The 20,846-nt window shown below is 35.8% G+C and carries 17 protein-coding genes and 2 other annotated features; of the genes, 12 read left to right on the plus strand and 5 right to left on the minus strand.

Annotated elements, in window-relative coordinates:
- Positions 1-28 precede the first annotated feature (28 nt).
- Entirely contained in the window at positions 29-943 is a 915-nt protein-coding gene (locus NX902_RS05525; protein ID WP_123259053.1) for a class I SAM-dependent methyltransferase, read from the plus strand.
- Between the two features lie 158 nt (positions 944-1,101).
- On the plus strand, positions 1,102-1,806 hold the full coding sequence (locus NX902_RS05530) for a dihydropteridine reductase (RefSeq protein ID WP_163186778.1): 705 nt from the start codon (positions 1,102-1,104) through the stop codon (positions 1,804-1,806).
- Positions 1,807-1,864: 58 nt separating this feature from the next.
- Here NX902_RS05530 and NX902_RS05535 read toward each other — a convergent pair whose 3' ends face one another.
- From NX902_RS05535 to NX902_RS05545, 3 genes are all read right to left on the minus strand, one after another.
- Positions 1,865-2,464 (minus strand): response regulator transcription factor, encoded by a 600-nt coding sequence (locus NX902_RS05535; protein WP_095330192.1) that lies wholly within the window; start codon positions 2,462-2,464, stop codon positions 1,865-1,867.
- Complete coding sequence (locus NX902_RS05540) at positions 2,461-3,594, minus strand: sensor histidine kinase (protein ID WP_163186780.1); 1,134 nt, start codon at positions 3,592-3,594, stop codon at positions 2,461-2,463. The genes NX902_RS05535 and NX902_RS05540 overlap by 4 nt, the downstream gene beginning before the upstream one ends.
- A 139-nt stretch (positions 3,595-3,733) precedes the next feature.
- Positions 3,734-4,765, minus strand: a complete 1,032-nt coding sequence (locus tag NX902_RS05545; RefSeq protein ID WP_095330241.1) for a fatty acid desaturase — start codon at positions 4,763-4,765, stop codon at positions 3,734-3,736.
- A gap of 223 nt (positions 4,766-4,988) precedes the next feature.
- Positions 4,989-5,217, plus strand: a binding site (T-box leader).
- A gap of 37 nt (positions 5,218-5,254) precedes the next feature.
- Positions 5,255-5,482: a binding site (T-box leader), on the plus strand.
- 51 nt (positions 5,483-5,533) lie between these two features.
- On the opposite strand from NX902_RS05545, the gene thrS reads away from it, so the two are divergent.
- Positions 5,534-7,444 (plus strand): threonine--tRNA ligase, encoded by a 1,911-nt coding sequence (thrS, locus tag NX902_RS05550; RefSeq protein WP_163186782.1) that lies wholly within the window; start codon positions 5,534-5,536, stop codon positions 7,442-7,444.
- Between the two features lie 41 nt (positions 7,445-7,485).
- Here the strand turns inward: thrS and NX902_RS05555 are convergent, their stop codons facing one another.
- Together NX902_RS05555 and NX902_RS05560 are read right to left on the minus strand one after the other, a co-directional pair.
- Positions 7,486-7,908, minus strand: a complete 423-nt coding sequence (locus NX902_RS05555; protein ID WP_095330189.1) for a DUF4395 domain-containing protein — start codon at positions 7,906-7,908, stop codon at positions 7,486-7,488.
- Between the two features lie 73 nt (positions 7,909-7,981).
- Positions 7,982-8,371: a helix-turn-helix domain-containing protein gene (locus NX902_RS05560; RefSeq protein WP_095330188.1), complete on the minus strand. Its 390-nt coding sequence runs from the start codon at positions 8,369-8,371 to the stop codon at positions 7,982-7,984.
- A 169-nt stretch (positions 8,372-8,540) separates the two neighbouring features.
- On the opposite strand from NX902_RS05560, the gene NX902_RS05565 reads away from it, so the two are divergent.
- From NX902_RS05565 to NX902_RS05605, 9 genes are all read left to right on the plus strand, one after another.
- The gene (locus NX902_RS05565; protein WP_095330187.1) at positions 8,541-8,762 is read left to right on the plus strand and encodes a helix-turn-helix transcriptional regulator; all 222 of its coding nucleotides are present in this window, start codon (positions 8,541-8,543) and stop codon (positions 8,760-8,762) included.
- 33 nt (positions 8,763-8,795) lie between these two features.
- Complete coding sequence (locus tag NX902_RS05570; protein WP_095330186.1) at positions 8,796-9,113, plus strand: hypothetical protein; 318 nt, start codon at positions 8,796-8,798, stop codon at positions 9,111-9,113.
- 92 nt (positions 9,114-9,205) lie between these two features.
- Positions 9,206-10,021 carry a pyrroline-5-carboxylate reductase gene (gene proC, locus NX902_RS05575; RefSeq protein ID WP_095330185.1) on the plus strand — a complete coding sequence of 272 codons (816 nt, stop codon included), beginning with the start codon at positions 9,206-9,208 and terminating at the stop codon, positions 10,019-10,021.
- A gap of 294 nt (positions 10,022-10,315) precedes the next feature.
- Positions 10,316-11,926: a response regulator gene (locus NX902_RS05580; RefSeq protein ID WP_095330184.1), complete on the plus strand. Its 1,611-nt coding sequence runs from the start codon at positions 10,316-10,318 to the stop codon at positions 11,924-11,926.
- Between the two features lies 1 nt (position 11,927).
- Positions 11,928-12,965 carry a HEAT repeat domain-containing protein gene (locus NX902_RS05585; RefSeq protein WP_095330183.1) on the plus strand — a complete coding sequence of 346 codons (1,038 nt, stop codon included), beginning with the start codon at positions 11,928-11,930 and terminating at the stop codon, positions 12,963-12,965.
- A 1-nt stretch (position 12,966) separates the two neighbouring features.
- The gene (locus NX902_RS05590) at positions 12,967-14,379 is read left to right on the plus strand and encodes a glycosyltransferase family 2 protein (protein ID WP_095330182.1); all 1,413 of its coding nucleotides are present in this window, start codon (positions 12,967-12,969) and stop codon (positions 14,377-14,379) included.
- Entirely contained in the window at positions 14,376-17,609 is a 3,234-nt protein-coding gene (locus NX902_RS05595; RefSeq protein ID WP_095330181.1) for a hypothetical protein, read from the plus strand. Before NX902_RS05590 ends, NX902_RS05595 begins: the two co-directional genes overlap by 4 nt.
- Before the next feature lie 3 nt (positions 17,610-17,612).
- Positions 17,613-17,978, plus strand: coding sequence for a response regulator (locus NX902_RS05600; RefSeq protein WP_095330180.1), 366 nt, complete (start codon positions 17,613-17,615; stop codon positions 17,976-17,978).
- Positions 17,968-20,829, plus strand: coding sequence for an ATP-binding protein (locus tag NX902_RS05605; RefSeq protein WP_095330179.1), 2,862 nt, complete (start codon positions 17,968-17,970; stop codon positions 20,827-20,829). The genes NX902_RS05600 and NX902_RS05605 overlap by 11 nt, the downstream gene beginning before the upstream one ends.
- Positions 20,830-20,846: the final 17 nt, after the last annotated feature.

The raw sequence follows: 20,846 nt of genomic DNA on the forward strand, positions 1-20,846 counted from the left end.
GGAATCTTTTTTTTTTGGGGTGTTAGCGATGAAGAATAATGAATCAAGTTTAACTTCTTTAGTTTCAGCATTTAGTCGAGCATATCATGTGAAAGAGGACTGCCCGATTATATTCAATGATTATATAGCGCAAGATTTCTTATCACCAGAAGAATATCAAGCCATTGCAGCAAATATGTCTAATGGCATTACTTTTTTTAGTTCTGAAATGGCTGAAAAATTTAAAGGTGATCAGGACGCAATATTAAAGTGGGTTACACAAATTCAACTATCACCAACACCACTTGCTAGAGCGGCCTACGCAGAAAATGTTGTACGGAACGAATGCCAGCACGGGGCGGAACAATATGTCATTATGGGTGCAGGTTTAGATACTTTTGCTTGGCGTCATGATACATTACCAAATGTTACTGTATATGAAGTTGACCACCCATCCACACAAAAATTTAAGATAGAACGGTTAGAGCAAGCAGGCTATGAAATTCCTTCCCATTTAAAGTTTGTAGCAATGGATTTCACGAAAGAGCTTTCGTTAGAAAAACTAGCTGCGGCAGGATTGGACCTGTCTAAGAAAACAGTTTTTAGTTTACTTGGGGTATCTTATTATTTAACAAAAGATGTGCTTCAACAGTTGCTGCATGCCTTCTTTAAAGACCTTTCAAAAGGAAGTTCAATTATTTTTGATTTTGCCGATGAGGGTTTGTTTACAGAACCTGGTATTTTTAATCGTGTGCAAAATATGGTCCAGATGGCACAAGCTGCCGGAGAACCAATGAAGTTTGCTGCTTCTCTTGCAGAATTAGAAGATTTACTTGCTAATGAGCAGTTATTAATTTATGAACATCTATCACCACAAGAAATTCAACAGCAGTTTTTTTCTGATCGGGATGATAACCTGCAAGCATTTGAAACCATTCACTATATACATGCAGTGAAAAATTAATAATGTTCTCATCTTACCAATCCTTATCCGGTCCTATTTATGACAATCGGGTAAGGATTTTTGTTTTTCTTTATAAAAGTTCTCTTTATAATTGAGAATAATTATCATTTGTTGTATAGTAGATAGTACGATACCGATAATGTAGAGGAGAATATAGCATGCAAATATACTGGACGAAAATAAATAAGATTGTTGAGGAAAACCCAGAGGTTAAAACTTACTTGCTTGACCGTCCGCAAGACTTTACATGGGAAGAAGGTTCCCACACACATTTCGCTTTGAGAGGTTTCAATGCCGGAGACAAACCAAATCGCAGTTTGATTCGTCATATGTCTATCTCTTCTTTACCACAGGAAAATGTAATCGGCATAACAACGCGCATTAGAGAGCAATGCTCAGAATTTAAATCGATTTTAAGAAATCTTGAAGTAGGCAATGAAGTCGCAATCTTTAAAACACATTCAAACTTACCGCTTAAAAGAGAAAACAAAAATGTTTATCTGCTATCCTCAGGTGTTGGGCTGGCAACTTTTAGACCGATTGTACTGGATTATTTGGAACGCGCTGACAACGTCACTCACATTCATTCTTTGAATATTGATTCATCAAAAGCCTTTTTATTTACAGATATTTTTACATCTGTACCTGACAAAAAGTTTGAAGCCCAGTTTGTCGATAACCGTAATGATTATTATGAAGAAGTGAAAAATTTAGCTGCAGACAGGGATGGTCTATTCTATGTTGTTGGCAGCGACGACTTCTTGATGCAGAACATTGAAGTATTGCATGAACAGGGCATCAAGCCAGAACAGATTATGCTCGATAAACGTGAAGATCAGCTGCCTAAGTTTCTTGCTCAGTAAATTGGCTATGGATAGAAATCTACTTTAAATAGAAAAGGACTGGAAAGCCAGTCCTTTTCTATTTAAACCATCCTTTTTCCTTAAATCTAGTGATAGCTTCTATGCGGTTTTTTACTTCGAGTTTATCAAGTATCATGCTGATATAGTTTCTTACAGTGCCTGTTTTAATGGAGAGCTCTTGGGCGATTTCTTTTGTGTTTTTGCCGTTCGCAACAAGCATCAGAACTTCTTTTTCCCGTTCAGTAAGAGGATTTTCTTCTTTGTAAACATCATCAACCAATTCTGGTGCGTAAATTCTTTTTCCTTCCATTACACTGCGGATGCTATTGGCTAAATCGTCGCTAGGACTGTCCTTGAGCAAATAGGCAGATACGCCAGCCTTCAATGCGCGCTGGAAATAACCAGATCTTGCAAAAGTAGTTAAGATAATGACTTTGCAAGGGTGGCTCATAAGTTCTTCCGCTGCTTCTAAACCCGTTTTAGCAGGCATTTCAATATCCATTATACAAATATCTGGATTCTTTTCCTTGACTAGCTGAATAGCTTCTTCTCCATTGTTTGCTTTGCCGACAACCGTGATATCGTCTTCTAAATCAAGCAATGAACCTAAAGCACCTAAAAGCAGGCGCTGGTCTTCGGCAATGACAATGCGGATCATATTAATTCCTCCTTTTCTATTATTTTTCCATCCCGTGGAACCGCAATTTTTACGATTGTTCCCTCCTCGGCACTAATTTCTAAAGTACCATTGATAAAATCTAATCTTTCTCTCATGCCCGCTAGTCCGTTTCCTTTGTGCATATTTTCTTCTTGAAAAGGAGTGCTTCCATTATCTTTAATTTCCATGACTGTTTCTTTTTTATTCTGGTTGATGCTTATAGAGCAAGCGGTGGCATTACTATGTCGAACCACATTAGTAACAGCCTCTTTTAGGCACATGCTGATAATATTTTCTGCAATCGATGAAATTCTTAGATTGGAAGCTATATCGCATGTCAGGCTTATCTCTGCCGCACCTAATATTTTTTGGACAAGAAGAAGCTCGTCTTTTAATCGTATGCCGCGCATTTCAGAGACCATTTTTCGGACTTCGTTCAGCGCTGATCGTGAAGTATGCTGAATATCTTTCAGTTCTATGCGGGCTTGTTCCGGATCTTTATAGATAAGTTTTCTTGCTAAATCACTTTTTAAGCCAATAAGAGATAGCTTTTGGCCGAGAGTATCATGAAGATCTCTGGCAATTCGCTGTCTTTCTTCGAGTTTAACTAAATGTGAAATACGTTTATTCGCATCTTCTAGTTGTTCCTGTAGCTGATCTTTCTCTTTGCGGTTCTGAATATTCAATGGCAATAGAATTACGCCGAACCAGATGATCAGTACAAAAGGCAGCTGCTTTATCAGCAAGGCATCGCCTATTATAATTTTGAAGTAAATGGCAAATGTAGTAACTGCCAAGTGGATAAAATAAAGGATAAAAAAAGGAATCCGCTTTTTAATATTGCCAATAAAATAGGAAAGAAAAAAGGAAAAATACACATAGCTGTATGTATAAATAGCAAAGGTAGAGATTCCGATTAATAAGGACGGCCATAAATAGATTGTCCAGCCTTTTGACAGATAAGCAATTCTATAAAAAATAAAAAATAAAATGGTAAGGATGATGCCTGATATTACATCAACTGCAGAAGAGGCATGGAATATGAAATAAAATGGCAAAATGGTAAGCAATGTCCAAATATAAGGAGAGATCCCCGTGCTTTTTTTTAAAACCTCTAATCTTTTCATCATCAGTTTCTAACCTCGTTTTATTGACTGTTATTTATTCATTTTAACATAATGGAGCAGCAATTAATGGCCTAATTGCTGCTCAGATAGTTGCTTAATGCAAACGGAATCTATAGTGGCCCCGGCTGATAGAAGCTTTTATTTATGGCATTTCTGATCTTGCAGACATGGCAAGGGATTTCTTTTGCTTCTTCCATTCATAAAAGCTGATAAATTTTTTGTCTTTTTCATCCCATAAACGGAACTTTAAAGATCGAAGACTGCTTGCAAGTGTTATCGTTGGAACATTTTGCAGAGGCTCTGTCTGTTTATGGACCTGCTCTAAATTGTAATTAGGAACCCTTGGACTTAAATGATGAACATGGTGATAGCCGATATTGCCAGTCAGCCACTGCATCCATTTTGGAAGGTGATAGAAGGAGCTTCCTTCTACAGCAGCCTTTACATAATCCCAATTTTTATCTTCCTCAAAGTACGTGTCTTCAAAAGTATGCTGTACATAAAACAGCCAAACGCCAACAGAGCCGGATATAAGAAAAATCGGCAGCTGTACAAGCAAGAAAGATGACCAGCCAAGTGTACTGCCAAGAAGCACAGCCAATAATACAATCGCCATATTCGTTATATACGTATTTAGTCTTTCCTTCGATCTGGCTCCTTTACGGTTGAAGCGGTTTGCTAAAAGAAATTCATAAATTGGTCCTAGTATAAACATGATGAACGGATTACGGTACAAACGATATTGGATTTTTACCATTAAAGAGGCATTTTCGTACTCTTCTATCGTCATCATCCATAAATCGCCGATTCCTCGTTTATCCAGGTTACTGCTTGTTGCGTGGTGAATAGAATGGCTATGCTGCCATTTGCTATAGGGGAATAAGGTTAAGATACCAGTAATCGTTCCTAAAACCTTGTTAGCTTTACGGTTTTTAAAGAAAGAAAAGTGACAGCAATCGTGAAAAATGATAAAAATCCTTACTAAAAATCCTGCGGCGGCAATTGCGAACACAAGGGTTAACAGATAAGAAATACTTAAGCTTTTATATGCAGCAAACCAAAGTAAAACAAAGGGCAAAATAGTGTTGGCAAGCTGCAAGATGCTAATACTTACAGTGGATTTCTCAAATGGTGCTACAGCAGTTCTTAATTGTTTTAAGTTTTTTATATTCATTTTTAATTTCCCTTCTCTTAATGGATATCTATAGTATAAATATGTACCAATTAAATTGGCAGACATACATGTCATGCTCGCTATATGACATTTGTCATATAGCGATTTTTCTCGCTTCAAAAAGTCCTGTAAACGAAAGAGGAAAGCATAAAGAGATAAATAAAATAAAAAATAAGGTTGCATAATTTTACACTTTGTAATAGAATATTTAAAAAATTGATTATAAAAAGCTTTGATAAGGACATGAGCTACTATTTCGGTTTCCAGAGAGGGAAGAATTGCTGAAAACTTCCTAACGCAGAATAAGTATCTTACCACCTTTGAGCCGTATTGGGGAATTTATAGTATCCAATACCGTAGATGCAAACGTTATTGTACCAAGCCATGAAAAACACTGTGTATTTTTCATGGGAATTTGGGTGGAACCACGGGTAAACGCACTCGTCCCTTTCATTAGGGATGAGTGCGTTTTTTGTTTTTACAATTTCATAATAGGCGATGAAAAGGACATGAATTATTTTTACTGTTATCAGAGAGGGAAGAATAGGTGTGAACTTCCTAGCAAAGGAAAATAATTTACCACCTTTGAGCTATATTGGTGAACGAGAAGTAGTCAATATCGTGTATGCAGCGTTACTGCACCAAGCCATAAGAAAACCACTGTGTTTTTTTATGGGAATTTGGGTGGAACCACGGGTTAAAACACTCGTCCCTTTCAGTAGGGACGAGTGTTTTTTTTGTTACCAAAAATTATAAGGAGTGAACAAAATGATTAAGGTAGTATTAGCGGATGGGAGTATGAAGGAATATCCAAAAGGAAGCACAGTCGCGGAAATTGCGGAGTCTATTAGTGTGAGCTTAAAGAAGAAAGCAGTTGGAGCAAAGATCAATGACGAATGGTTTGTAGATATGAGTCATCAAATAGAAGAGGATGTACATTTAGCAATCATCACAATAGATTCGGATGAAGGGGTATCGATTATGCGCCATTCCAGCGCCCACGTCATGGCACAAGCAATAAAAAGATTGTATCCCAATGTACAGTTAGCAATTGGACCAGTGGTAGAGGATGGTTTTTATTATGATATGAAGCTTGCTCACAGTTTAACTTCCCATGATTTGCAAGCCATTGAAAAAGAGATGAAGAAAATTATCAAGGAAAACCTTCCTTTTACTCGCAAAGAAGTATCGTTCGCGGAAGCGCAACAGCTTTTTGAAGAGAAAGAAGAGATATTTAAATTGGAGCTCTTAGAGACTATACCAAGCAATGAATCGATTTCCCTTTATCAGCAGGGAGAGTTTATTGATTTATGCCGTGGCACTCATCTTCCTTCGACTGGTTTTATTAAAGCTTTTAAATTAATGCGTGTATCTGGTGCCTACTGGAGAGGGGACAGTGATAAGGAAGTATTGCAACGTGTGTACGGTGTTGCCTTTTCTAGTCAACAGCAATTAGCAGATTACTTAGAAATGATCGAAGAAGCAGCCAAACGAGACCATCGGAAGCTAGGAAAGCAATTAGAGCTGTTTATGTTCTCAGAAGAAGCGCCTGGCATGCCGTTTTATTTACCGAAAGGACAAATCATTCGCAATGAATTAGAGCAATTTTCGAGAGAGCTTCAAGGCGAGGCGGATTATGAAGAAGTAAGAACTCCTTTAATGATGAATGAGCGAATGTGGAAGCAATCAGGCCACTGGGATCATTATCATGAAAACATGTACTTTTCCGAAGTGGATGAACAAAAGTTTGCCTTAAAGCCAATGAATTGTCCAGGACATATGCTTATCTTCAAAAATAGTCTCTATTCCTATCGCGATTTGCCGATTCGCTTATCGGAATTTGGGCAGGTACATCGTCATGAATATAGTGGTGCACTAAACGGAATGTTACGTGTTCGTACATTTTGCCAGGATGATGCCCATCTGTTTGTAAGAGAAGATCAAATAGAAGCAGAGATTAAAAGCATTTTTCAGTTAATCGATAAAGTTTACCGTACTTTTGGATTTGCATACACTGTAGAGCTGTCTACTAGACCAGAAGATTCATTGGATGGGGATGACATTTGGGAATTAGCAGAGGGAGCATTAAGAAATGTTTTAGAACAGCTAAAAATAGATTATATTCTTAATGAAGGTGATGGCGCATTTTATGGTCCGAAAATTGATTTTCATATAAAGGATGCTTTAAAAAGAAGCCATCAATGTGCAACAATTCAGCTTGATTTTCAAATGCCAAAGCTCTTTAACTTAGCCTATATCAACGAAAACAATGAAAAAGTCTGTCCAGTTGTTATTCACCGTGCTATCTATGGGTCGCTTGATCGATTCTTTGGCATATTAATTGAACATTTTGCAGGTGCCTTTCCTGTTTGGCTTGCACCAGTGCAGGTGGAAATTATTCCGGTATCCAATGTTCATCTAGATTATTGTCTAGAAGTTCAAGCGGTTTTAAAAGAAGCAGGAGTAAGAGTAAAGATAGACGACAGCAATGAAAAGTTAGGGTATAAAATCCGGGCAGGACAAATGCAAAAGATTCCCTATTTGCTTGTATTAGGGGATAAAGAAAAGGAACAAAATGCTGTAAATGTGAGAAAATATGGAGAAGAGCAGTCAAAAGGTTTTTCTTTAGAAGCGTTTAAACAAATGATCGAAATGCAAATAATAGAAAGAAGCTTATAAAAATCGGGGATTCAATCGAATTTGATTGAATCCCCTTTATATTATAAGCTCCGCTTATACTGATATTTTTTCCATTGAAACCTGATAAAGCAACCAATACAAAAACCTAGTATGGCAATAATCGAAGAAAGCCCAACTATAATAGAAAAGATATAGCCAAGAACATTCCAATCTAAGAAAAAGGAAAGGGAACCTATTGCCAAGCATACTACAGCAATTATCTGGTTAAATTGCTGCTGATCCCAATCCTCTTGATGATATTCCTTCATGGGTTTTTTTAGAAAGATACTCGCTGCTTTCATAATAGGATTCCATTGAAATAATAATCCACAGAGTCCTGCGATAAGTGGAATTAGCATGATCCAGTATTGCTGAAAAACTAAACTAAGTAATACAGATAGAAAAATAGTCCATTGATTTGTTCGGACTAATGGTACTGGAATTGTTTTAAGCAGATTAGTCATCAAAACCAACCTTTCTTATAAGAATTATGTATATTATACGCTCTTATAAGAAATTTGTTAAGTTAATAAGCTCTTATTTATTTTGCTTTTCGTCCTCTAAGAAACGCCAGAGTCTATATAGCTGTGAAACGGCCTTTTCTGGGTTGCTAATAAGATGGTTATATAGGGTCGGGTATTTCTGCAATTGAGTTAGCAGCTCTGCTTCTTCACTCGTCATACTATTATCCGATACTTTACTATGATAGCTAGCTCGAGTTTCCTTTGCTTCTGATCTACCTAGGAGGTAATCAGTGCTTACATCAAAATAATCTGCTAATTTTTGTAAGGTATCTGTATCAGGTTTTCGATTACCTGTTTCGTATCCTGAGATAGATACTTTTGTTACATTCATTGCATTCCCAAGCGTTTGTTGAGAAATGTTGGCAGATTTCCGCAATTGTCTCAATCTTTCTGGAAAATTCATCTAAACCAGCTCCTAATTTCGTTACTTCTATTATAAGTTAACGTTTAGCTAACAGTAAATAATGAATTTTTGTTAACAAATTCGGAATTATATATTGAAGTAAACCACTTGTTTACCGTATAATTTTAATAAGGAAAAAAATGAGAATGGGGAAGATGAGGTGTAAAAAATGCATCGGAATAAGCTGCGTATCATAAGAAAGCAATATGGCTATACCTATCAGATGATGGCTGATAAGTTAGGAATTACAAAGTCTTATTATTGGCAAATAGAAAATGGTAAACGAGGATTATCTTATGAGCAAGCAGTACAGATATCTAGTATTTTTTCCAAAACACCAGATGAGATTTTTCTTCCAGATTATATAAAGGTAAAAGACTGTTCGAGATAAGGGTAGAATTTCAAGTGAATTAGGAGGCTTAAAGTGAAGGAGCAAATATACGTAACCGAGGAAAATCTTTTATTAATAAAAGAAGCATTGGATTTTAGTATACGAAATGCATCCAGAGGAATTCTATTCATTTTAGAAATGGTAAAGGAAAAAGTAACAACCAGTAATGACAGTAGTTTGAAGCTGGATGGAATGGAAATGGAGATTATTCTTGTTTCCTTAATCGAATATGGTATTAGTTTAATATCTTTTCATGCAGATAAAGGGAATTTATGCATGGAAGAAGCAATCAGAATTGATCAAATTAAGCAGTATTATCAAAGAAAAAATGGTCCGAAAATGATGTGCTAATCATTCTAAACACTCAATAGCTTAGATGGATTGGTTGATTTTCTTCTCATACTATGTAAGAGTAAAAGGACAAACATGAGAGGAAGATCAGAGTGGAAAAAAGAAAAGTTGGTTTCATTGGCTGTGGAAAAATGGCTCAAGCAATGGTAAATGGAATGCTGCAGTCTTCTTTTTTGAGTAGAGAAGATATTTTGGCTAGTACAAAGTCTGTGGAAAGCGCGCAAATGGTAAGGGAAACCTTTCATATAGAAACGACATTAGATAATAAAAAAGTAGCAAGCTTCGCAGATGTACTTATTGTTGCAGTAAAACCACATTTATATGGAGAGGTCTTACAAGAAATTCTCTCCTATGTGAAGAATGAAACAATCATTGTTACAGTGGCAGCTGGAATAGAGATGGCATACATAGAATCACAGTTATCAAAAAATGCAAAGGTTATCCGCTCCATGCCAAATACTCCTTCTCTTGTCGGCGAAGGGATGACGGTATTTTGTGCAAATGAAAGAGTTACAGAGCCAGAAATTGCTTTTATAATAGAAATGTTTGCAGCATTTGGGCAAGTAGAAGTTGTGGAAGAAAACTTAATGGACTATATTCCAGCGATTAGTGGTTCTTCTCCAGCCTATGTCTATATGTTTATTGAAGCATTGGCAGATGGCGGCGTTCGCAGTGGAATACCGAGAGAGAAAGCTTACAAGTTAGCTGCACAATCTGTTTTAGGAGCAGCAAAAATGGTCTTAGAAACAGGTAAGCATCCAGGAATATTGAAAGATGAAGTATGCACACCTGGTGGAGCGACAATTGAAGCAATTACTGCATTGGAACAAAATCAATTTAGAGGGACAATTTTGGCAGCAATGGAAAGCTGCGATCGCAAAAATCGCAGAATGAAGAAGGAAAATTAATAAGTAATAAAAGTAGAAATTAGGAAATGTTTCACTATTATATTCTTTTTTCCTTTTATATAATATAAAAGAAAAATTTCATAATGAAGAAGAATATAATTTAATTATATACATTTATCGAAATGTTATATTTATTGTAGCAATCAGACCAGTTTAATGGTCTGTTTTTTTGTGTGCAATCTTTTGGTTTTCCTAATAATTAGGATGAAAAGTTTATGATTAATTTTTATATGTCGGGAAAAATATCAAAACAGTCTTAAATGGTGTGGTTAAAGAAGCGGGAGGAATTTAGTGTTGGATAAATATAAAGCAATATTTATTACGAGGATGACACAACAGTTAAATGAATTATTAAATAAACAAGCAACAGAGACCATAAAAAATGAGGAAGTCTATCGGTTATTGCATACGATTAAAGGTACTTCTGGTACATTAGACTTGGATTTGTTATTCCATTTAGTTTCAGGGTTAATGGCAAAGGTGGAAGAGAGAGAAGGAGACTGGATTCAATCTGAATTAAAGAACTTTTTAAGCGAGTTACTTGATATTTGTGAGGAATACGAGCATTTTCACGAAGAGATTAATAAAATTCCTGATTTTAGAGATATTGACGTACCGCTTATTCAGCTAATTGATGATGATGTTTCTTTATTGATTTTTTTAAAGGAAATGCTGGAACGTAAAGGCTGGATGGTAATGGCAAATTCTAATGCGGAGAAGGCGATTGAGCAATTTTACAGAATGCAGCCAGATTGTATCATTATTGATATTAACCTGCCATTTAAAACTGGTTTAGATATCTTAGATGATATTCAGATGCATACAAAACACTCATTTGTTCCAAAGGTTATATGCAGTATTGATACTTCAAGAGAAAAGAGAATAGCTGCATATAAGAAGGGCGCAGATGATTATATGGAAAAGCCACTCGATATGGAAGAATTTCTGATTCGAATTGAGAGACATATCGAGCGAAAGAAAATCTTTGACCAGTCTGTATTAATTGATGAATTAACAGAAGTATATAATCGCAAGTTTTTAAAGGATTCGTATACTCGTTTTATTAGTGATACAGTTCGGACAAAAACTTCTGGTACGATTGCTATTGTAGATATTGATTATTTTAAACGAGTCAATGATACATATGGTCACGTTGCAGGGGATAAGGTATTAAAAGCTTTTGCCCAGTTCTTGAAAATAAATATTCGAACTACAGATACTCTTTTTCGTTTTGGTGGAGAAGAGTTTGTCATTCTTTTTCAACGAGCGGGGGAATCTGAAGTTATCGATGTATTAAATAGAATGTTGAAGCGTTTTTCAGGAATAGAATTCGAAGAAAGTGGTGGCAAATTTTCTTTGACCTTTTCTGCTGGTGTATTTGAAGTCATTTCAAATGATATACCATTAAATAAAGCACTTGAGAAGGCAGATGAGGCGCTTTATTTAGCCAAGGAAGATGGACGTGCTTGCATTCGAAGCACCAATAAAAGAAAGGAAGCAGCGAATAAAAAATTATTAAATATTTCGATTGTTGATGATGATTCTTTCATTCGTTCCATTTTAAAAAATATATTAGATTCCATCGAGATAAATAACCTTACCATAAATGTCGCAGAATATGAAGATGGGATTCAATTTTTAGAATCCAAGCGATTACAAGAGAATGGGATGCATTTTCTCATCTTGGATGGAATGATGCCTGTAATGGAAGGCCTAGAGCTCCTGCAAATTGTTAAAAAGACGTCTTATCAGCATAATGCTCATATTTTAATGTTGACTGGCAGAAAAAGTGAACAAGATATTGCGGAAGCATTACGGTTAGGTGCAGATGATTATGTTACAAAACCATTCAGTATTAAAGAGTTACAGGCAAGAATAACAAGGTTAATTATGAGGATGATTTAATTTGGAACAAGAGGTAAGAGTATTACAAATTGTTAGTATCATCTTATTTGCTACTTTATTATGCTTATTAACTTATTTAGTCATTAGGAAAGTAATAGAGAATAGACAAAATAACCATATTAATGAGCGAAAAAAGCAGCTGGTTGGACCAATTTTTTCCTATCTTCGGGAGGGGAAGGAAAGAGTGAAGGATATAATGCAATCAAGAATAGACAAGCAGGCAATTGAACAGGTTCTCACTGATTTCTCTGAGAGAATAGAAGGGGAACAGGAGGAAGAACGGCTTCACGAACTTGCTGACTTTTACTTGAAAGATAAATATCGGAAAGAAATAAAGTCTAGATATTGGAGTAAACGGATGAATGTACTTTATAAAATAGAAGATTTTCATATGAAGGAAATGACACACCAGGTGATTAGTCGATTATCTAAAAGAAATTGTCATAAAGAAGAGAAAATCCAAATCTATCGGATTTTAGCAGCCTTTCAATATGATAACATTTGGAGCCTTATAAATAAGGATGAAGAGCTTACGGAAAAGAATTACCGTAGTATACTGCTCCGATTAAAGCCTGAGAGTTTTAGGAAACTTATTCAACCTTTTTATTATTGTCGAGAAGCGTTACAATTAGCAACTTTAGACGTAATAAGCATGAAAAAGAAGGTAGAGTACATTCAGTTTTTAGAGGATGTTTTCGCAAAGTATGAGGAAGAGATTAGATTAAGGGCTTTGAAGGCAATAGCTGCAATAGGCTATGTGAGAAATATGGAAGATTACGTTCTCTTGGCAGAGTCTGAAGTTTGGCAGGAAAGAATGATGGTTGCCAAACTATTAGGATCTAGAAGTAGCCTCGATAAATATATTCCTTTGTTAGTAAAGCTTCTTCATGATTCTTCTTGGTGGGTGCGATCTCAAGCAGCTGAATCCATCCTAAGCTTTAAAAAAGGCAGAGAGATTTTATTAGAAGTCATTAACGAATCAGAGGATAAGTTTGCTCAGGATATGGCCAGGGAATGGTTAAATAAAGGAGTTTATTAGCATGGTTTATCAATGGTGGTCAATTGCTGTACAAATCTTTGCCTCGTTTATTGCTGTTTATATGATAATCATTATATTGTTTTATACTGTTATTCTTTTCATTTCCATGCTTCAGCTTCGAAAGGAATATAAATTAAATAGAGAAGATACATTTGATGATGTTTCAAATGAATGGTATACGAAACCTGTATCTATCATTGTTCCAGCTTATAATGAAGAAGCTGGAATCATTCCAAGTGTACGGTCCTTGTTGAGCATTAATTATCCTCAATTCGAAATTATTGTTGTCAATGATGGATCAATAGACCAAACACTGCAGAAAATGATGGAACAGTATGAGATGGTTCATATAGAAAAGGTTGTCAGGAAACAACTTACGACAAAGCCTATTAAAGGCATTTACCAATCAAAGCTGCTGCCAAAATTATATTTAATCGATAAAGAAAATGGCGGAAAAGCAGATGCTTTAAATGCAGGACTGAACTTTTCTCATTTTCCTTATATTTGTTCATTAGATGGAGATTCAGTCTTAGAAAGAGATGCTTTTTTAAAGGTAATGAAGCCTATTATGGATAGTGATGAAGAAGTGATAGCATCAAGTGGAAGTATACGCATTGCTAATGGATGTAAGATTAAGAACGGACAAGTCCTCGAGATAGGATTGTCTCGCCATCCCTTGGTTATTATGCAAATAATCGAATACTTAAGAGCTTTTTTGATGGGGAGAATTGGATTAAGTAGACATAATTTATTATTAATTATTTCTGGAGCTTTTGGTGTTTTTTCAAAAAAATGGGTCCTAAAGGCTGGAGGCTATCAAACAAATACAGTCGGCGAAGATATGGAACTCGTTGTACGAATCCATCGTTTATTAAAAGAGACAAAGGAAAAAAAGAAAATTGTTTATGTGCCAGACCCAGTCTGCTGGACAGAAGTTCCGGAAGAAATAAAATATTTAAGAAGACAGAGAAGAAGGTGGCATCGTGGATTATATGAAAGTCTTTGGAATCATAGAAAGCTAACGCTTAACCCGAAATATGGAAATATCGGGCTCATATCTTTTCCATACTTCTGGCTAATTGAGTTTTTTGGCCCCATCATTGAATTTTTAGGATATGTTTATACGATTATTGCCTTGTTTTTTGGAGGCGTATATTTAGAATTTGCTATCTTAATTCTATTACTTTCCTGTATTTATGGCTCTATTTTTTCAATGGCAGCAGTGTTATTAGAAGAATGGAGTTTACGAAAATATCCGAAGGTTTCCCATATCATTTCATTGTTCTTCTATTCGTTGACAGAATCTTTTTGGTACCGCCCGTTAACTGTTTTTTGGCGATGCGAGGGCATTTGGCAATTAATAAGAAGAGATAAGAGTTGGGGGGAAATGAGCCGTAAAGGAGTATCCGAATGAAATGGAATAAATCGATTATTTTCTTTTTACTTATTCTCTTTGTTGTAGGACTTTTAACAAGTCCTTTTTGGCTTTGGCAGTTAAAGCATTCAAAGGAATTAAATGTCTTAATTATGGATAAAACAGTGTCGGATTCCTCCTATCGGGAACATGCGGGATTGATATGGGTCTTGAATAATCAAAAATATGTGAAAACTAACCATGCTCCTTATAGCAAACAACGTGATTATGTCGGATTTAATCCCCTAAAGGAAAAACACAAGCAATTAACCCATTTGCCAAAAGATTTATCTTCCTATGATGTGATATATATGACAGATCAATATGGAATCGATAAGAAAGATGCTTCCAGAATAAATTCGAAGCATATGGAAGGCGGATTAGCGTTAGAAGATGTTGAAAGGGTAGAGTCAGCTTTGCTTCAAAACACCAATAAAACATTGATTGCTGAATTTAATACCTTTGCAGATCCAACTAGTGATCAAGCTCGTGAAAAAATAACAAATCTTCTCCAACTTTCATGGAGTGGCTGGATTGGCAGATATTTTTCTGACATGGAAAGTGAGGAAATTCCTATATGGGTCAAAGAAAGATATGAGCGCATCTATGATGACAAGTGGTCATTTAAAGGATCAGGGTTAATCTTGATTAATAGCGATGATCATCTCATTGTATTGTCAGATCAAGAACTTAATAGCGGAGCGGTTCAATTTTCGACTACCGATAAAGGAAAGGGTTTGTTCAATCAACCTATTATATCGAATTATGGTTATTGGTTTGATATTGTTGCTGCAAAGGATAAAACTGATATTCTTGCTACATATACACTCCCAGTAAATAAAAAAGGGAAAGCAGTCTTATCAGAATATGGCTTACCTAGGCAGTTTCCAGCAGTCATTCAATACAAGAATAAACAATACACATCTTATTATTTTGCGGGTGACTATGCAGATGAAGCAGAGGTACCAGCTATTTATAAAACAGTCGGGTTAGATATGTGGAAAAGTTCTATTACTTATCGCCACTCCTTTTATTGGAACAGTTATGTACCTATTATGAAAGGGATTTTAAAGAACGGTTTACATGCCGAAGATCATGCTAGTACGAATGCGGAAATAACAACTGTGAATCATTTGAAGATAAATACGAAAACAGATGATACGTATATTCAAGTGTTAAAAGATAATAAGTGGACAAATCTCCTTGTTAAAGGAGTTAATATGGGGATTGCAAAGCCAGGAAGTTTTCCAGGAGAAACGGCGATAACGAAGGATGAGTATTTTCGCTGGTTTAAAGATATTGGCGCCTTGCATGCCAATGCAATTAGGGTGTATACCTTGCATCCACCCGCTTTCTATCAAGCATTGTATGAGTATAATCAGTTGGCAGAGGAGCCTTTATATCTTTTTCATGGTGCATGGATTAATGAAGAGACTCTCCTAGACAAACAGGATGCTTACGCGAAGGAAGTGGATAATGATTTTGATCGAGAGTTGAAGAATATGATAGATATCATTCATGGGAATGCATCTATAGCTGCTGCCCCTGGCCATGCTTCCGGTGAGTATACATATGATATATCCAAATATGTATTGGGCATTATGATCGGAATCGAATGGGATCCAGAGGTAGTAAAGAATACAAACGAGAAACATAAACGCATAGCTTCTTATGATGGCACTTACTTTGAAACAAAAGATGCTTCTCCTTTTGAAAGTTGGCTTGCGCAGAAGATGGATGAAACGGTGAAATATGAGGTTGATAAATATGACTGGCAGCATACAATGAGCTTTACCAATTGGGTAACAACGGACTTGCTTAAACATCGTTATGAGCCGAATCCAAAAGAAGATATGGCTATCGTAAATCCCAATCATATAAAGACAACAGAGAATTTTCATGCAGGATTCCTTGCTTCCTACCATGTCTATCCGTATTATCCAGATTTCTTAAACTATGAGCCTGCGTATAAAAGCTATATAAATAAACAAGGGAAGCAAAGTAATTATGGAGCTTATTTACAGGAGTTAAGAGAAGCGCATGATATGCCAGTTCTAATTGCTGAATTTGGTGTACCTGCAGCGAGAGGAAAAACGCATGAGAATGTAAATGGAATGACACAAGGATTTCTTTCTGAACAAGAACAAGGAAATTTCGATAAAGAAATGTTTCAAATGATTGTCGATGAAAATTATGCAGGTGGGCTACTATTTGCTTGGCAGGATGAATGGTTCAAGCGAACATGGAATACGATGGATTATGATAATCCTGATAGAAGACCATATTGGTCCAATCTGCAAACAAATGAACAGCATTTTGGCTTACTTAGCTTTGATCCTGGAAAATATGAGTCGCCCATTTATATAGATGGAAAGAAAAAGGACTGGGAAAAACTCGGCATTTCTCCTTTATATGAAGATAGAATGACACAAAAGGGAATAAAATCTATTTATGTAACTAGTGATGAACAGCAGGTCAATTTAAGAATTGATTATCAACAGCCAATAGACTTACAAACAGATACAACCTATCTATTGTTAAATACAATTGAGAAGCAAGGCCAACAAACGATTTCACTTAAAAACGAAACAATTAAATCAACATTTGGCGCTGACTTTCTTGTCAAAATAGCGAATGAACACAATTCGCAAATATTAGTGGATAGTTATTATGATTCTTTCCATTATCATTATGGATCTATCTTGCATATGATCAGGGAAGAAGCTTATGCAAAGAAAAAGGATAATGGAGTATTTCATCCTATTCGGCTGACCTTAAATAAGGAATTAGAGCTACCAGATACTAAAATACCATTTCAATCTTATATAACTGGACAACTTCTGTTTGGCAATGGAAATCCTGCTAGTAAAGAATTTAATAGCTTAACCGATATAAGCGTGAGCAAGGATAAAAAAACGATTGAAGTCCGGATACCTTGGGCCTTATTGAATATTAAAGATCCAAGCCGGAAGGAGATAATGGCTGATTTGTGGCAAAAGGGATTAGAGGAAAGTGTACAGGCTAAGGGAATCCAAATCGCAGCAGTAATGGAAAGAGAGAAGGAAATAATATCTTCCTTTCCCAAGCTTAATAGATATAATGAAATCCTAGCTGCTGATACTAAATGGTATACGTGGGAGGAATGGGAGATGCCAGCTTACCATGAACGCCTAAGGGCTTCATATTACCTCTTAAAGGATGCCTTTTCAGAAATAAATTTGGGGGATTAAAAGGTGAAAAGAATTTTATTAGCAGAAGATGAAGAAGTATTAAGAATGTTAATAGTTGATACATTGGAAGATGAGTATATTGTTGATGAAGCGCAAGATGGGGAAGAGGCATTGCAGTTAATTCATGAGAACCAATATGATTTACTGATCCTTGATTATATGATGCCAATTATTACAGGCTTAGAAGTCATTGAAAAAGTAAGAGCAGATAAAGAGAGAGAGCATCTTAAAATTATGATGCTCTCTGCCAAAAGCCAAGCGAGTGAGCAACATGAAATTAAGGGAGCAGGAGCAGATTACTTTATGGCAAAGCCATTTAGTCCGCTTGCTTTATTAGACACAGTGGGAGAAATATTGAATGAAGATTAAAGATTATTTTGGTAAAAGCATATCAAGACAGTTTGTAGCTTTACTGTTTTTTTTCAGTTTGCTTTTCCTTATTGGCTGTGCCTTTCTTGCACTTAGTCAAAAGCAATTGAATAATCGCTATGCAGAAGAAAGAGAAGTGATCCTTGAAAAAATATCCATCACTAGAGAGTTACAAGATAAGCTAGAAACTGCTCTTTCAGAAGCAAGAGGATACTTCGCGTTTAATAATCCTGAGATGCGATCATCCGCTTTAAAAATGGATGCTAAGACTAATAAACTGATTCAACGGCTAAAAGCTATTGCTACAACAGATGAAGATGCAGTGTTAGTAGAAGAATTAGTGAATTTTCATTCTTATTATTTTCAAGATATTCTCCCCAAAGCACTAAACTACTTTGATGAAGGAGAAGTCGACAAAGTGGTAAAAATCTCAGATGATGGGGGAACAGATCGAATAAATCATATAAAGGGTTCGTTAAATAACTATTTACACTCGATGACAAATGAGCTGAATGATAAGGTAAATGAACTCAATAAAAATATCATCATTTTTCAAATCTGTTTTCTTGTTTATATTATTTTCATTATGATGGTTATTTATTTTATAGGACGGGCTGGATTTAACAAAATTGGCAAACCGTTAGCCGATTTATCAGTTGCGGCAAATGAAATTGCGAAAGGAAATGATGCACAGATAAAGGTAGACACGAAGCGAGCTGATGAGATAGGGAAACTTTCTGTTGCTTTTTATCAAATGTATCAAAGTGTTCAAGATAAAGAACAAAACTTATTGGCGCAAAATGAGGAATTACTTGCACAGCAGGATGAACTTCATGCACAACAAATAGAATTAGAAGAGGTCTTAGAGACAGTTAGAGCAAATAGGGAATCATTAAAGCGAAGAAATAAATTAATTAATAGTATTTCGAATTCATTAGATAAAAATGAAGTGTTAGAGAGTATTATTACCCATCTAGCAGCAATTCTACAGGCAGACAGAGGAATTATCTTACTATTAAAGGATCAAGCATATGCATCCTACGGAATTGTCGAAGAAGGAGCAGAGCAATTTAAAAATTATGTATGGCAAGGAGTGCTTGATCGACTAAAAAAGGAGAAAGACCCATTTATTATTACAAGAGAAATGGTATTGGCTGAAAAAGGCTATCACCTTGAAAAAGGATTTACACATGATCTGTATATTCCTGTCTATAATTCGGAGGATGAAATTGCTGCGGTAATGATGCTGAGTCGTTTTAGTGATCCTTTCTCGGTGTTTGATAAGGAAGAATTTATTGCGTTGGCAAAACAAATTAGTATTTCTTTAGATAAAATTGAATTATTTGAGCAAACAGAAAATGATCGTGTATTAAACTACGATATCTTAAATACCATTCAAGAGGGTATCCAGGTAGTATGTGGAATAGGTGAAATAATATTTGTGAATGAAAAGCTTGAAGAAATGATTGGGGACACGAAGGAAGCAATATTTTATCCTGGCTGTGGATGGGATGAATGGAAGCATCCATTAACAGCTCATTTTATGGATGAGGAAGGATTGCTCCAGTATATAGAAGCATCCATTAAGGAAAAACAGACGGATTCTTATAGTGCTTTCATGAAAGATGGACGAGTAGTTAATATTTATGCGGAGGAACTTTTTAGAGGAAACACTAAGTTCGGAACAATCCTTGTTTATAGGGATATAACAAAAGAATATGAAGTGGATAGAATGAAGTCTGAGTTCGTAAGCACAGTAAGTCATGAGCTGCGAACACCGTTAGCAAGCATCCTTGGATTTACAGAATTAATGATTAATCGAGAGTTAAAAGTGGATAAGCAGAGGAAATACTTACAAACGATATATGGTGAAGCGAAGAGGCTCACTTCCTTAATAAATGATTTCTTAGACATTCAACGAATGGAAGCAGGAAAGCAAACCTATGAGAAGAAATACATTGATCTAATGCCAATAGTAGAGAGAGTCAAGGAAAAGCTATCTATTAATACTAGTTCCCATCGAATCGAAATAAACCAATTGATAGAGGAAACCATGATTATTGGTGATAAAGCGAAGATTGAACAAGTGCTGACGAATCTTTTAAGTAATGCTATTAAGTATTCCCCTGATGGAGGGACAATAGAGATTAATGTCTATAAAGAGAATAATCAGCTGCGAGTATCTTTTAAAGATGAAGGCTTAGGAATCCCAGAAGCAGAGATCAATAAATTATTTACGAAGTTTTATCGAGTCGATAATACGGACCGAAGAAAGATTGGTGGTACTGGCCTTGGACTTTCTATTGTTCAAGAAATTATGAATGCCCATGATGGCCAAGTGGTAGTAGAATCAGATTATGGGAAGGGAAGTACGTTTATACTTATTTTTCCCCTTGTCCATAAAATGGAGACTTCAGATGAAGCATCTAAAGAAAATAAGCAAACTTACTCGATCATGGTCATAGAAGATGATATTAGCTTGGGGGAATTAATCGTTCATGAATTGCAAGATAACGGCTTCCAAGTCGTGTATTATAAAAATGGTCAAGAGGCAATTCGAATGCTAGAAAAGAATCCGCCAGATGCATTGGTGCTTGATATCATGCTTGAAGATGAAAATTTTGATGGTTGGAACATCTTGAAGCATATCAAAAAATCAGAAAAACTCAGAAATATTCCGGTTATCGTATCATCTGCATTAGATGAGAAAGAAAAGGGATTATCATTAGGAGCGCTGGATTATCTCGTAAAACCATATCAAACTAGCCAACTTTCTAAAACCATTATGCAAACCTTATTAAAGATGGGGAAAGTGGGCCAAGTATTAGTACCAGAACAAGATAAAGAGTGAAAGAGTCGCTTTTAAAG

This window comes from Niallia sp. FSL W8-0954, assembly GCF_038005605.1.
Classification (GTDB): domain Bacteria; phylum Bacillota; class Bacilli; order Bacillales; family Cytobacillaceae; genus Niallia; species Niallia circulans_A.

Coding starts and splice junctions, on each gene's coding strand:
- NX902_RS05525 (WP_123259053.1), top strand. CDS start 29: ATGAAGAATAATGAATCAAGTTTAACTTCTTTAGTTTCAGCATTTAGT.
- NX902_RS05530 (WP_163186778.1), top strand. CDS start 1,102: ATGCAAATATACTGGACGAAAATAAATAAGATTGTTGAGGAAAACCCA.
- NX902_RS05535 (WP_095330192.1), bottom strand. CDS start 2,464: ATGATCCGCATTGTCATTGCCGAAGACCAGCGCCTGCTTTTAGGTGCT.
- NX902_RS05540 (WP_163186780.1), bottom strand. CDS start 3,594: ATGATGAAAAGATTAGAGGTTTTAAAAAAAAGCACGGGGATCTCTCCT.
- NX902_RS05545 (WP_095330241.1), bottom strand. CDS start 4,765: ATGAATATAAAAAACTTAAAACAATTAAGAACTGCTGTAGCACCATTT.
- thrS (WP_163186782.1), top strand. CDS start 5,534: ATGATTAAGGTAGTATTAGCGGATGGGAGTATGAAGGAATATCCAAAA.
- NX902_RS05555 (WP_095330189.1), bottom strand. CDS start 7,908: ATGACTAATCTGCTTAAAACAATTCCAGTACCATTAGTCCGAACAAAT.
- NX902_RS05560 (WP_095330188.1), bottom strand. CDS start 8,371: ATGAATTTTCCAGAAAGATTGAGACAATTGCGGAAATCTGCCAACATT.
- NX902_RS05565 (WP_095330187.1), top strand. CDS start 8,541: ATGCATCGGAATAAGCTGCGTATCATAAGAAAGCAATATGGCTATACC.
- NX902_RS05590 (WP_095330182.1), top strand. CDS start 12,967: ATGGTTTATCAATGGTGGTCAATTGCTGTACAAATCTTTGCCTCGTTT.
- NX902_RS05595 (WP_095330181.1), top strand. CDS start 14,376: ATGAAATGGAATAAATCGATTATTTTCTTTTTACTTATTCTCTTTGTT.
- NX902_RS05605 (WP_095330179.1), top strand. CDS start 17,968: ATGAAGATTAAAGATTATTTTGGTAAAAGCATATCAAGACAGTTTGTA.